General features: G+C 77.4%; 11 protein-coding genes. 4 read left to right on the forward strand and 7 right to left on the reverse strand.

What is annotated here, in order from left to right:
* Positions 1–8 precede the first annotated feature (8 nt).
* From D459_RS0111190 to D459_RS0111205, 4 genes are all read right to left on the reverse strand, one after another.
* Positions 9–449 (reverse strand): ester cyclase, encoded by a 441-nt coding sequence (locus tag D459_RS0111190; RefSeq protein WP_017593096.1) that lies wholly within the window; start codon positions 447–449, stop codon positions 9–11.
* A gap of 1,298 nt (positions 450–1,747) precedes the next feature.
* A complete protein-coding gene (locus tag D459_RS0111195) occupies positions 1,748–2,548 on the reverse strand; it encodes an SWIM zinc finger family protein (RefSeq protein ID WP_017593097.1) in 801 nt (266 codons plus the stop codon).
* A complete protein-coding gene (locus D459_RS0111200) occupies positions 2,545–5,616 on the reverse strand; it encodes a DEAD/DEAH box helicase (protein ID WP_017593098.1) in 3,072 nt (1,023 codons plus the stop codon). The genes D459_RS0111195 and D459_RS0111200 overlap by 4 nt, the downstream gene beginning before the upstream one ends.
* Positions 5,617–5,944: 328 nt before the next feature.
* Positions 5,945–6,415, reverse strand: a complete 471-nt coding sequence (locus tag D459_RS0111205) for a MarR family winged helix-turn-helix transcriptional regulator (protein ID WP_017593099.1) — start codon at positions 6,413–6,415, stop codon at positions 5,945–5,947.
* Positions 6,416–6,706: 291 nt separating this feature from the next.
* Here D459_RS0111205 and D459_RS35845 point away from each other — a divergent pair, with 291 nt between their 5' ends.
* The 4 genes from D459_RS35845 to D459_RS31425 all read left to right on the forward strand — a co-directional run bounded on the left by D459_RS35845 (position 6,707) and on the right by D459_RS31425 (position 9,347).
* Positions 6,707–7,114, forward strand: a complete 408-nt coding sequence (locus tag D459_RS35845; protein ID WP_017593100.1) for a hypothetical protein — start codon at positions 6,707–6,709, stop codon at positions 7,112–7,114.
* Between the two features lie 385 nt (positions 7,115–7,499).
* A complete protein-coding gene (locus D459_RS0111215) occupies positions 7,500–8,090 on the forward strand; it encodes a hypothetical protein (RefSeq protein ID WP_017593101.1) in 591 nt (196 codons plus the stop codon).
* Between the two features lie 92 nt (positions 8,091–8,182).
* On the forward strand, positions 8,183–8,782 hold the full coding sequence (locus D459_RS0111220) for a hypothetical protein (protein ID WP_161634165.1): 600 nt from the start codon (positions 8,183–8,185) through the stop codon (positions 8,780–8,782).
* A 4-nt stretch (positions 8,783–8,786) separates the two neighbouring features.
* On the forward strand, positions 8,787–9,347 hold the full coding sequence (locus D459_RS31425) for a hypothetical protein (RefSeq protein ID WP_017593103.1): 561 nt from the start codon (positions 8,787–8,789) through the stop codon (positions 9,345–9,347).
* Positions 9,348–9,417: 70 nt separating this feature from the next.
* Here D459_RS31425 and D459_RS0111230 read toward each other — a convergent pair whose 3' ends face one another.
* The 3 genes from D459_RS0111230 to D459_RS0111245 all read right to left on the reverse strand — a co-directional run bounded on the left by D459_RS0111230 (position 9,418) and on the right by D459_RS0111245 (position 12,230).
* The gene (locus D459_RS0111230; RefSeq protein ID WP_017593104.1) at positions 9,418–9,756 is read right to left on the reverse strand and encodes an MmcQ/YjbR family DNA-binding protein; all 339 of its coding nucleotides are present in this window, start codon (positions 9,754–9,756) and stop codon (positions 9,418–9,420) included.
* Between the two features lie 214 nt (positions 9,757–9,970).
* A complete protein-coding gene (gene erm / locus D459_RS31430; RefSeq protein WP_017593105.1) occupies positions 9,971–10,825 on the reverse strand; it encodes an ErmE/ErmH/ErmO/ErmR family 23S rRNA (adenine(2058)-N(6))-methyltransferase in 855 nt (284 codons plus the stop codon).
* A 649-nt stretch (positions 10,826–11,474) separates the two neighbouring features.
* Positions 11,475–12,230, reverse strand: coding sequence for a TetR-like C-terminal domain-containing protein (locus D459_RS0111245; RefSeq protein ID WP_017593107.1), 756 nt, complete (start codon positions 12,228–12,230; stop codon positions 11,475–11,477).
* Positions 12,231–12,335: the final 105 nt, after the last annotated feature.

Below are 12,335 nucleotides of genomic sequence, written 5' to 3' on the forward strand. Positions count from 1 at the left end.
GGAGGCGGTCAGCCCGCCTCGGACCCCAGGGCGCCGAGCTGCGCCATGAGGGCCATGGTGTCGCCGACCACCCAGTACTCGGCGAACCGGCCGTCGCGGACGCGGAGGAAGTCGGCGCCCGGATAGCGGACCCGGGTCCCGGGGGCGGCGGTCGCCCCGGGCACCCCTTCCGCGTAGTCGGCGGTGAACAGCCACTGCGCGGCGATCAGGCCGTCGGCGCCGACCACCGGCCCGACCCGCACGGAGGTGCCGATCCGGGTGAACATCGCGTGCGTCGTGCGGATCTGCTCGGCGATGCCGGCCGGGCCGTGCACGTCGCGGCCGGGCCAGTGGCCCACCGCGTCATCGGTGAACAGCTCGCCGGCGATCCGGTCGAGTTCCTCAGTCGGCGCCTCCCACATCCCGGGGAGCCAGCGCCGGTACAGTTCGCGTGCCGCCGTCTCGTCCATGCCCCAGCGGTACCAGCCGCCGCCGACAACCGGCCGTCCGAGGGCGATGCTCTTGACGTTGCGGCCCTGCCGGAGCCTGGCCCGAGCCCCCCGGCCGAGCGCGGAGCCCCACGGGGTGGCGGTTCAAGCCGGCAGCGAGGGCGGGCAGGGGACCGGCTGGTCGGTCCGGTGCAGGCTCCATGGGGTGAAGGTTCAGGCAGGCAGCGAGGGCGGCGGCAGGGACCGGCTGGTCGGTCGGGTGCGGCGCCCCACGGAGCGAAGGTTCAAGCAGGCGGCGACGGCGCAGGCAGGGGCAGGGCCCGGTGCCCCAGCCGGGTGCGGCGTCTCGCGGGGCGGGGTGCAAGCGGGCAGCGACGGCGGCGGCGGAGACCGGCTGGTCGGTCGGGCGCGGCAGAGCGGGTGGGGCCGGTCGGGGCGGGCGGAGGAGGCGGGTTCGCCGTGCCCGCGCCGCCCGGGCGGCGGGGCCGGCTGCCCTTGAAGCCGCTGCCCCTTCTGACCTGGGTGAATACGCAGGGTGATGGTGGTGTGGGGTGCCCTGCGCACCGCGAGAGCACCCCGGTGATTCCCGGGCGCGCATCCCGGCCCGGATCGGCCGCTTGGCGGCCCGAACGGCCCCGATCGGGCCGGTGGTGGGAGTTCGAGCGGCCCGGAAGGCCGGGAGGCAGGGGGCCGGAACCCGGGCAGAGGCGGAGTGGGGGCGAGATGTCGTATTTGCCCTGCCGGAAGGCCCCGTCTTGGCGACTCTGGGTAACCGGAGAGGGGGTGGTGGGGGCCTCAGGGCTCACTACTCGCTGGTAGATGTAATCGGGGTGCTGCGGAGGTGTGCAGGGTGCCCCCACCGCCGCCCGTTCCTCGCTGTAGACCCGGCATATGGGATAAGGCGCCCCGGGCGGGCCCGGGCAGGCCCGCGCCGCCGGGACGCTGCCCCGCTCCCCGCCGGGAGTACGCGCCCGGCCGGGCCGGTGAGTGCGGCGCCCGCCCCCTCCCGCCCTCGCCGCCCGCTTGAACCCTCGCTCCGCGAGACGCCGCGCCCGGGTGAGGCGCCCGGCCTCGCCCCTACCGCTGCCGTCGCCGCCCGTTTTGGCCTTCGCTCCGTGGGGCGCCGCGCCCGGCTGGAGCGTCAAGCCCCGTCCCTGCTGTTGCCGTCGCTGCCTGTCTTGGCCTTCGCTTCGCGGGGTGCCGCGCCGGACCGACCGGCCGGTCCCCCTCCTGTTCTCTGGTGTGCGGTTTTGCAGCGGACACGGGAAACCACCCGCGCTGATGGGAGCGCGGCGTCAAGATCATCGGGAGGGGCGGGGTCAGCGGGCGGGGGAGTCCGCGGCGGATTCGGTGCCGGTCAGCCGGGTGTACAGCGGCTCCAGCGCGTCCAGCAGGGGCTCGGCGCCCTCCGGCGGGTCGGCGCCGAACAGGGCCGGTTCCGGGCGGAGCGGCTCCTCGGGCGGGCGGGGCAGGGCCGGGGCGGCCCAGAAGCCCTCCGGGTCCTCCGGCAGTGCGGAGAGCACCGGCGCCGCCGGGTGCGGGGCGTCGGCGAACGGGCCGCCGGCCTCCTCCGCGCCGCCGTCCGGGCCGCCGGGGCGGGCGTGCCGGCGCAGCCCGGACAGGAAATCGCCGCGCTCCCGGCCCAACCAGGCGAGCAGCAGGAACGGGTCGCCGTCCAGGTCGGCGGCGAGCACGTACAGCGCGGCCGCGACGTGCTTGCACGGGTGCCCCCAGTCCGGGCAGGAGCAGGTCGCCACCAGGTCGTCCAGGCCGCGCGGGAACAGGTCCGCGCCGAGCAGCCCGAAGACCCGCTCCACCTCCGGCGGCAGCTCGCCGGCGAGCAGCCGGGCGCGGAACAGCGGCTGCCCGGCCAGCGCCGCCGACAGCCGCTCCCAGGCCTCGTCCTCCAACCGGGGCCGGATCAGGCTGACCCGGTAGGGGCGGGCCCGCGAGCCCTGCACCCGCGCCAGCACCTCGCCCGCGGAGACCTTCAGATCGCGCACGGCCCCGCCGGCCGCGTAGGTCCGCCCCCGCTCCAGCCGCCCCGGCTCGGCGCCGGCCTCCAGCGCCTCGAAGAACCGCCGCGACCACCACCGGCCCCGGCCGGCGCCGCCGGTCAACGCGCCACCGCCTCGGGGGCCAGCCGGACCACCTCGCGCAGCTCCTCGGTGGACAGCCCGGTCAGCCACTCCTCCCCGGTGCCCACCACGCTCTGCGCCAGCGCCTTCTTCCGCTCGATCATCTCGTCCACCCGCTCCTCCAGGGTGCCCACGCACACCAGTTTGCGGACCTGCACGTCGCGCCGCTGGCCGATGCGGAACGCCCGGTCGGTGGCCTGGTCCTCCACCGCCGGATTCCACCACCGGTCGATGTGGACCACGTGGTTGGCCGCGGTCAGCGTCAGCCCGGTGCCGGCGGCCTTCAGCGACAGCAGGAACACCATCGGCTCGCCGGCCTCCTGGAACCGGCGCACCATCTCCTCCCGCCCGGCCCGCGGCGTGCCGCCGTGCAGCCACAGCACCTCCCGGCCCAGCCGCGCCGCCAGGTAGGGGGCGAGCCGGTGGCCCAGCTCGGTGTACTGGGTGAAGCAGAGCGCCCGGTCGCCCTCGGCCAGCGCCTCCTCCAGCAGGCCCTCCAGCCGGTCCAGCTTGCCCGACCGCCCGGCCAGCGCCGACCCGTCGCCGAGGAACTGCGCCGGGTGGTTGCAGATCTGCTTGAGCCGGGCCATCGACGCCAGCACCAGCCCCTTGCGCTGGATGCCGTCGGCGTCGTCGAGGCGCTCGGTCATCTCCTCCACCACCGCCTTGTAGAGCGTGGCCTGCTCCGGGGTGAGCGTGCACCAGGTGCGGAACTCGTTCTTCTCCGGCAGATCGGTGATGATCGACCGGTCGGTCTTGACCCGGCGCAGGATGAACGGGCCGGTGGCGCGCTTGAGCGGGTCGGCGGCGCGCCCGCCCTCGCCCTCGGCGACGGCCCGCTCGATGGCGGCGGCGCCGCGAAGGAACGCGGCCTGCGGGCCGAGCAGCCCCGGGTTGGCGAACTCCATGATCGACCAGAGCTCGCCCAGGTTGTTCTCCACCGGGGTGCCGGTGAGCGCGATCCTGGAGGCGGCGGGCAGCTCGCGCACCGCCCGCGCCTGCCGGGTCGAGGCGTTCTTGACCGCCTGCGCCTCGTCGCACACCACCCGGTGCCAGGGCAGCGCCGCCAGCTCCTCGGCGTCGCGCAGCACCACCCCGTAGGTGGTGACGACCAGGTCGGCCCCGCCGACCGCCCGGGCCAGCGCGTTGCCGTGCGGGCGGGACGGGCCGTGGTGCGCGCGGACCCGCAGCTTGGGCGCGAACCGGGCGGCCTCCCGCTGCCAGTTGCCCACCAGCGACACCGGGCAGACCAGCAGAGTCGGGCCGGGCGCCGCCGCATCGCCGGGAGAGGACCGCTCGTCGCAGAGCAGCGCCAGCAGCTGCACGGTCTTGCCCAGCCCCATGTCGTCGGCGAGCACCGCGCCCAGCCCGAGCCGGCTCAGGAAGCGCAGCCACGAGGCGCCGCGCCGCTGGTAGGGGCGGAGCGACCCGTCGAAGCCGTCCGGGTCGTCCATCGGCTCCAGCCGGTGCTCGGCGGCCCCGCTGAGCAGGTCGCCCAGGGCGCCGTCGGCGTCCACCCCGGTGACGGGGAGCGGGGCGCCCGCCGCACCGGTGACGGCGGCGCGCAGCGCCTCCTCCCGCCGCATGGCCCCGCTGCCCCGGCGGCGCAGGAAGTCCAGGGCGGCCCGCAGGTGCGCCGGGTCGACCTCCACCCAGCGGCCGCGCAGCCGCACCAGGGGGCGCTTGAGCCGGGCCAGCTCGGCCAGCTCCTCCAGGTCCACCGGTTCGTCGCCGAGCACCGCCTGGAAGGAGAAGTCGAGCAGCTCGGTGGGGCCGATGCCGCCGCCTCCGGAGGCCGGCGCGGGCTCCTGCTCGCGGACGGTGAGGCGCAGGCCCAGCCGGGCGCCGTCCATCCCGTCCGGCAGCACCACGGCGAACCCGGCCGCGTCCAGCCGCGGCGCGGCGTCCCGGATGAAGGAGTAGGCGCCGCCGGTCCCCATGGACACCGCGGCCGGCGCCAGCTCCGCCAGCTCGTCGCGGATCGGCGGGTAGTGCCGGGCGGCGCGCTCCAGGTCGCGCAGGACCAGCGACTCCACGTCGTCGGGGAGCCACGCGCCGCCCTCGCCGAGCCACATCTCGGAGAGCGGCAGCTGCAGGCTGGGGTCGGTGGAGGACTGCACCCAGAACTCCACCCGCCACACCTCGGGGGCGCCGGGGGCGCGCTCCTCCCGGTCCGGTTCGACCAGGCGGAACAGGAGCCGGGCGGCGCCGCGCGGGTCCTCGGCCCGGCGGTGCCAGGAGCGCAGCGCCGCGGCGGTGCCGGCGGCGGCCCGCTCCAGCGCGGCGTCGTCCGAGGCCAGGGCGCGGACCAGGGCGGCGGCATCGGCGGAGCGGGCCGCGCGGGAGCGGGCGCCGGCCAGCCGGGTGCGCGCGGCGGCGTCGGCCAGCGCGCACAGCGCCTCATGGACCGGGCCGGGCCCGCCGCCGGAGCCCTCCTCGCGGCCCGGTTCACCGGGGCCGGGGCGGTGGGCAAGGGCGGACGGGGGCAGCGCCTCGGCCAGGGCGCGGAAGTGCGCGGCGTCGGCGCCGCGCAGCACCGGGCGCCAGCGCGCGGCGGGCGGTCCGTCGCCCTCCTGCACGATCCGCGGGAGCAGCCGCCCGGTGTCGGCCAGCCGCTGCGCGAACGCCTCCACCGCGAGCAGGTGGTGCAGGCCGGGGCCGAACGCCAGGTCGCCGCGGGCCGCCTCGCGCAGCCCGGAGAGCAGCCGGGGCGCAGCCCCGGCCGGGGGCGTGAGCACCGGGACCCGCCATCGGCGCAGCCCGGAGGGGCGCGGGCGCGCGGCGGGGGAGTCGGGAAGGGGGCCGAGCGCGGGGGAGGGGACCGGGGCGGACGCGGAGCCGGGCAGCAGCAGCTCGGCCTCGCCGCCCCAGCCGGCGGCGCCGGGCGCGCCCGCGGCCTCGCCGACCAGCTCCGCCAGCGCCTCCGCGGGCAGCGCGAACGGGTGCGGCCGCACCCTGGCACGCGATCCGGTCCGCCCGGGAAGCGAGGAGTCCTCCGCCCACATCAGCAGGCCGCCGTGGTCGCCCCATGCGCCGTGCAGGACGCGCAAACCGCCCCCAACCGATCGTTCCCCGTGTCCGGACGCCTCCCAGTATCCCGACTCCCACCGACACCGCGGACCGTTCGGAGCGGCACCGATCCGAACGGCCCGAGGCGGCGGCCCGGAGCACCCTGCCTCGGACGGCTGCGGTACACGGCCCGGGAACCGGACCGCAGACGGGGCCTCGGTACGGGCGGTTCCGCGCCGGTTCGGAGGCGGTCTCCCGGATGATCGTGCAGGCGATCGATGCGCGGCGCGGATCGCGGCGGGTCCGGGTCGTCGCACGCGGACCGAGGGGCGCCTCCGGTCCCCGCCTCTGCCGGCACGGCCGGCGGCCCTACCCCCGGGCGGGGCGTCCGTCCCGGTCCGGCGGGGCCTGCCGGGCGGTCGCGAGTCGGTGGATCAGCCGGTGGAACTCCTCGACCTCGGCGCCGGTCCAGTCGGCGGTCAGGTCGGCGAAGACCGACTCCTGCCAGCGGTGGGCCGCGCGCAGCAGTTCGGCGCCCTCGTCGGTGACGACCAGCACGCGGCGCCGGCCGTCCCCCGGGGCCGGGGCCTTGCGCAGGTAGCCGCGCCGCTCCGCCTGCGAGGCGAGCCTGCTGGCGCCGGACTGGTCGATGCCGAGCTCCTCGGCGACGGCGTTCACCGTCGCGCCGCCCTCCTCCTGCCGGGCGAGGACCGCCTCGGTGACCATGACGTCGCGGCCGCGCTCGGGGTCGGCGCCGGGGATCCGCCGGGACCAGTGCCGGACGAACCGGAAGAGCGTCCGCCCTGGCCCGGGGACGAGGCCGTCCGCGTCCGGACTCATGCGGCCCCGCCTCGGACGGGCCCCCGGAGACCGCCGCGAGCGGGGCGTCCGAGCGGGCCCGGCGCCGCGCCTCTCCCACCCGCTCCCGTTCCGGCCCGCCCGGCCGGGAGGGCGCGCGCTCCCGCGCGGCCGCGTGCCGCCGGGCGTCGGGCCGCGCGGGGCCGCCCGCGCGCCCCGGTGCCGGTTCCGCCGAAGTCCCGCATGGCGCGACCGCCTCCTCCGCCGAAGGGAACGTATGCTGTTCGCACAGGATAGTCCATGCGAAACGCATAGATGTTGAGAGGTGGGGCGATGAGCGCCGAGGCGGACGACCGGGCGGCACGCGAGCGGAACCTCGTCGAGGAGTGGCACCGCGCGGTCAACGAGCGGGACGGCGACGCGGCCCGCCGCGTGGCCGCCCCGGACATCGAGGTCGGCGGCCCGCAGGGCGGGGCGCGCGGGGTCGGCGTCCTCCTCGACTGGATCGACCGCGCCGGGATCCGCCTGGACGCGCGCGCCTGGCACCACGTCTTCCCCGGCGTCCTCGTGGTGGAGCAGGACGCCAGCTGGCCCGGCCGCGCGGACGCGGGCCCGTCCGCGCCCGCGGTGCGCACCGCGACCCTGTTCACCCTGGCCGGCGACCGCATCACCGCCGCCCTCCGGCACGACGACGGCCTGCACGCGGCCCTGGAGGCGGCCCGCGACCGCGCTCCGTCCTGACGCGGTGGGGCCGTCGTCCCGGGACCCGCCGCCCCCGGCCCCACCCGGCAGGGCCGCACACCACCATCGCGGCGCGTCCGCCCCCTCCGCGGTGAAGCAGGAGCGAGGGCGGCTCCGGCGCCCTGCCCGCTGCCCGGGCCGGGCCCGTCCGTGCGGACGGCGGGGTGCGCCGCCCTCCCGCCGGTTCCGGGCGGGGCCCGGGCGCCGACCGCGCTCCGGCCGCCTCTGCGATCCTCGCCGGCGGCCCTTCCAGTCCGATGATCTTGACGTTGCGGGGGTATCAGCGCCCTCTGATGCCCCCGCAACGTCAAGATCATCGCGGGCGGTGCGGTGCGGTGCGGGGGCGGCGGGAGGACGGTGGGCAGGGGGCGCTACCCTGCCCCGCATGCCTCAGCCCGATTCGCGCCGCCGGAAGGCGGTCACCGCCGCAGTGCTCGTCCCCGCAGCCCTCATCGCCGGAGCGGGGCTGCTCTTCACCGCCCCGTCCCGCCTCCTCCCCGAGGCGGTCGGCCTGGTCGTCGCGGCGACCGTCACCGCCGCCCTGGTGTGGTGGGCGGTCCCGGGGATCCGGGCGCGCCGGGGCGGCGCCGCGCTCTTCCTGCTCGGCTGGGGCGCGTGCGTACTGGGCGCCGGGACCGGCGGAGCCGCGACCGGAGCGCTCGACGGCGACCTCCTCCCGGGCTCCGGGATCGCCTGGGGGACCGAAGAGGACTTCGGGTGGTTCGCCTACGCGCCCGGGGGAGGGCAGGAGGCCGGCTGGGACTACGGTGCCGCCGGGGCGGCGGAGGAGGACGCGCCGACGGACCTCCGGTTCATGAGCGCCACCGCGTTCGCCGAGGACCACCAGAGGTTCCCCCAGGGCGTCGAGAGCGCCTGGTACCTGGGGTGGGTGCCGGCCCTGGCGGGGGTGGTGGCCTATCGCCGCTCCTCCGCCCCGGCCGACCCGGCCGCCCCGGCGGACCCTGCGGGGGACTGAGGACGGGACCCGGAGCACCGCGGGCCGGACGGAGGCCGCGCTCCCGACCTCGCCTGATGCGGCGGGTGCGCCGGGCCGCTAGCCTTCCCCGCATGCCCCGACCGGATCGGCGGGAGGCGCGCCGCAGGGCGGTGCTCCTCGCCGTGCTCGCACCGACCGCCGCCATCGCCGCCTGGGGGCCGCTCACCGCGATGCCCTTGGACATGCCCGCGGCGCTGGCAGGCGCCGCGCTGGCGGTCGCGCTCACCGCGGGGCTGGTCTGGTGGGGGAGCGCGGGCATCCGCCTGGAGCGCGGACTCGTCGCGCTCTTCTTGCTGGCCTGGGGCGCCTGCGTGCTCGGCTCGGCCGCCGGGGACGGCCTGGAGAAGACGTTCAGCCGCTCGGGCCCGATCTTCTCGGGCGGGTGGGGCGCCGCCGGGGGCTTCGGCTGGTCCGACCACATTTCCAGCGAATCGTTCGATCCGGTGGGAGCGGCCCGGCTGGAGTGGAAGCTGTTCTCCGAGGCCCAAGGCGCCGAGCTGCACACGGACGAGTCGGCGGGCTGGTGGACCGCGATCCTGCCGGAGGGGACGGCCGACGGGGCGATCGCCTTCGGCTGGCTGGCCGGGGCGGCCGCCGTGGCCGCCCACTGGCGGACCGCGCCCGCGGACGGCCCCGCCGAACCCGAGCGGACCGAACCGGAAGAGGACTGATCCCATGCCCCGCTACCTCATCGTGCACGACTACGGGATGGGCGGCGTGTGGTCCTGGGTCCGCGCCGGGTCCGCCGAGGAGGTCCTGGACGCCTGCGCCGAGGTCGAAGTGGTCACCGACCCCGAGGTCGTCGCCCGGATGGAGGCCTCCGACCGCATGGAGGAGGCCGACCTGGACGACCCGGCGCCGGGCTCGCTCGTCGCGGCCCTGCGCGCCAAGCGCGACGCCTACCGGCACCTGCCCGGCTACGGCGAGCTGGCCGGGCGGGATCGGGTCCACCTGCGCTGGGACGAGCAGGAGGACGGCGAGGAGGAGAGCGTCTTCCTGGTCGAACTCGGCCCGGACGGCCGGCAGCTGCGCAACGTCGAGATCCTCCCGGACGGCGGGAAGACCCGCCGGTACATGGCCGACTGGCCGATCAACCCGCCGACCGACCTGTACGACCCCAAGTACCTGGCGATGCTGATCGGCGCCGAGGAGTTCGAGGCCGCCTGGCGCTCGGCCCGCACCGAACCGGACTTCGAGCCCCCGGACGAGAGGGAGCCCGGAACCGGGGAGGACTGACCGGACGCCTGCCGGCCCCGGCCGCCGGGGGAGGCCCGTGCGCGGCCCCGCCCTCCGGGCCGGCTCCGGGTCAGTTCCGGGGCGGTCGCCGGAGCCGCTTCGGGGCGCGGGCCTCCCACGCCTCGGCGAGCAGTTCGGACAGCTCCCCGGTGCCGACCCGGCCCAGCCGGACCAGGACGCCGGCGTGCCCCCGGTAGTGGTCGGTGGTGAAGAACTTCTCCGGGTCGGCGTCCAGCAGGACCTGGCGCTCCTCCATGCTCGCGCGCCAGCAGACCAGCACACCGGGCTCGTCGTGCAGGCGGGCGAAGATCCTGCCCGAGACGTAGAACGCCGGGGTGCCGTAGCAGGGCCGCTCGGTCACCTCCGGCAGCGCGGTGGCCAGTCGGCGGACGTCGTCCTCGGTGCTCACGGTCGGTCCCTTCGGTCGCCGTTCCGTTGCGGTCCATCGCAGAGCCGCCGCCGGGGCGCCCCGCCGCCCGGACCCCGGGGCCGCGCCGCCGGGGCGCGGAGGCACGGGCGGACCGCACCCGGGCGCTCCCTCCCCGCCCCTCCGCGGCCCGGCCTGCTCCGGGGAGGGGCCGGGCGCCGGGGCCGCCGTCCCCGGCCGCCGGCGCCCGGGGAGGTCAGCGGGTCCCGTCGGAGGCCCGGCCTCCGTCCTCCCGTTCTATACCGAGCAGGTGACAGGCGAGCGTCGCCCACTGGTCGGGGGAGACGAACGCGACCACGGCGCCGAACGGCACGCCCGCGGCGCGCAGGGCGGCGTCCACCCTGTGCCCGGGGTGGGAGCGGCGCAGCGAGGCGCGGAGCGAGCCGCCCGTGCCGGTGAAGCCCTCCGCCACCAGCTTCCGGTACTCGCCCAGCGCGCTCCCGGGGATCAGCGGCCGGTCCCTGCGGAGCAGGTGCAGGATCCCGCCGTCGACCCGGGGGACCGGGTGGAAGCGGTTCCGCTGCACCCGGCCGGCGAACCGCCACTCCAGCTGCGGCCAGGTCGTCACGGTCAGCTTCGACCAGCGGCCGGCCGCGCCGGTGCGCTTGCGCGCGTACTCCAGCTGGGTGAGCAGCGCGGCCGAGGACATGGACCGGGCGCGCAGGCACCACTCCACGATGTCGGCGGTGCGCGAGTAGGGGATGTTGCCGACCACGGAGAAGGGCTCCCGGGGCGGCTTCGCCCGGAGGAAGTCGGCGCCGCGCACGTCGACGCGGGGGCGGTCGGCGTAGCGCTCGGCCAGCCGGGAGGCGAAGGCCGGGTCCAGCTCGTAAGCGACCACGTGCGCGGGGGTGCGGGCCAGGTGCCGGGTGATCATCCCGTCCCCGGCGCCGACCTCGAACACCAGGCCGCCGGGGCCGGGGTCGGCCAGCCGTACGAGCCGGCGGGCGACCGAGGCGTCGGTGAGGTGGTTCTGGGAGAGCGCGCGGCGGCGTCCGCGCGCTCCGGAGGTACTGCTGCGGTGGCCGTGCGGCCGGTGCGTGTGCACCACTGAGGGTCCGTTCCTGCCGCCGCGGGCGCGGCGGCCGACAGGGACGGGGGTGCGGGCGGGTCCTGGGAACGCGCTCCGCGCCGCCCGTCCGGTGTTCGTCAGACATGGCGAACGGGCCCGGACCGGGGCGGCGGGGCGTCAGCGGGCTACGGTGCTCCGCCCGCAGGCCGCGGATGCGGCGGCGAGTGGGAGGGCACGGCGCAGCGGCGCCTCGGCGGAGGAGGCGCGGGGCGTCGGAGTCGGCGCGGAGGCCGACTCAGGAGACGACGCCGGGCACCCGGTCCGGGGCTGCGGACCGGTGGCGGGGGTAGTACAGGGGCATCCCGCACCGGGCCGTGCCGACGGCGCGGGTCATGAACATGGCACACATAGCGCCTGCGATTCTAGCGCCGATGCGGCGGGGACGGGGCCCATCGCGCGGATTCCCCGCAGGTGCGCGCGGGTCCGCCTCTCGGGCGTGCTCTCGCGTGCTCTGCGGAGAGCGGCGGCCCTCCCCTTCGCCGGTGCGCGCGGGCCCGCCCGGTCCGGGCTCCTTCGGCCGAAGGGCGCGGACGCCGCCCGGCCCCGGCCGGCGTCCGCGCCGCCGCGCGGTGCGCGGTGCGCGGGGTTCGGAGACCGGGCCCCGGGCCGCGGCCGGCGCGCCCCGGGGTCAGTGCGGGGAGGGGGCCCCGGCCTCTGGGGAGTACTCCACGCCCAGGTCCCGGCAGAGGGTCCGCAGCTGCCCCTCGAAGACCGGGTCCAGGTCGGTGCAGGCGAAGTCCAGCTGCCCCAGCGCCTCCATGACCAGCAGGCCGTACAGCCGGATCCAGCATTCGAGGAAGACGTGCACGGCCTCGGGCGGCAGCAGGCCGCCGATCCGCTCGGAGTACCCGGTGAGCTGGCGGCGCAGGGCCTCGGGGTGCTCCCGCAGCGGAGGGACGGGGAAGGGGGCGTCGCGCCAGATCTCGGCGATCAGGTCGAGGAAGACCTGGCCGAAGCCCTCGGCGGCCGTGTCGATGGGGGAGCCGGGCGAGCGGCGGTCCTGCTCCGGGGCGGGGCCGGCGAACACCCAGCGGAACTCGGCGGGGTGCGCCACCGCCCAGGAGCGCATGGCGCGGCAGGAGGCCAGCAGCCGGTCCGCGGCGGGTCGGCCGGCCAGGGCGTCCCGGGCGGACCGCATCGCCTCGGTGAGCTCGGCGTAGAAGTCGGCGGTGACCGCTTCCAGCAGCGCGTCGTGGCCGTCGTAGTAGCGGTACAGGGCGGGGCCGCTCATCCCCATCTGGCGGGCGACGGCGTTGACCGTGACGGCCGCGGCGCCGCGTTCGGTGAGCAGGGCGCGCGCCGTAGCCCGGATCTCCTCCCGGGTGGCCCGGCGGACCCGCTCGCGGCGCCCGGATCCGTTCTCTCCGCTGGTCGCAGGGGGCATCGCTGCGGTTCTCCGTCTTCCGTCGGCGGTCCTGGGTCGCGGTACGAGGATAGAGGGTCTAGATTGCGTTAGAGCCTCTAACTAAAATGAGGATCTCTAATCGAC

The sequence above is a fragment of the Nocardiopsis potens DSM 45234 genome, from assembly GCF_000341105.1.
Classification (GTDB): Bacteria; Actinomycetota; Actinomycetes; order Streptosporangiales; family Streptosporangiaceae; genus Nocardiopsis_A; species Nocardiopsis_A potens.

Bases quoted from the DNA above. Each gene is read 5' to 3' on its own strand.
- D459_RS0111190 (WP_017593096.1), bottom strand. From the start codon at position 449: ATGGACGAGACGGCGGCACGCGAACTGTACCGGCGCTGGCTCCCCGGG.
- D459_RS0111205 (WP_017593099.1), bottom strand. From the start codon at position 6,415: ATGAGTCCGGACGCGGACGGCCTCGTCCCCGGGCCAGGGCGGACGCTC.
- D459_RS35845 (WP_017593100.1), top strand. From the start codon at position 6,707: ATGAGCGCCGAGGCGGACGACCGGGCGGCACGCGAGCGGAACCTCGTC.
- D459_RS0111215 (WP_017593101.1), top strand. From the start codon at position 7,500: ATGCCTCAGCCCGATTCGCGCCGCCGGAAGGCGGTCACCGCCGCAGTG.
- D459_RS0111220 (WP_161634165.1), top strand. From the start codon at position 8,183: ATGCCCCGACCGGATCGGCGGGAGGCGCGCCGCAGGGCGGTGCTCCTC.
- D459_RS31425 (WP_017593103.1), top strand. From the start codon at position 8,787: ATGCCCCGCTACCTCATCGTGCACGACTACGGGATGGGCGGCGTGTGG.
- D459_RS0111245 (WP_017593107.1), bottom strand. From the start codon at position 12,230: ATGCCCCCTGCGACCAGCGGAGAGAACGGATCCGGGCGCCGCGAGCGG.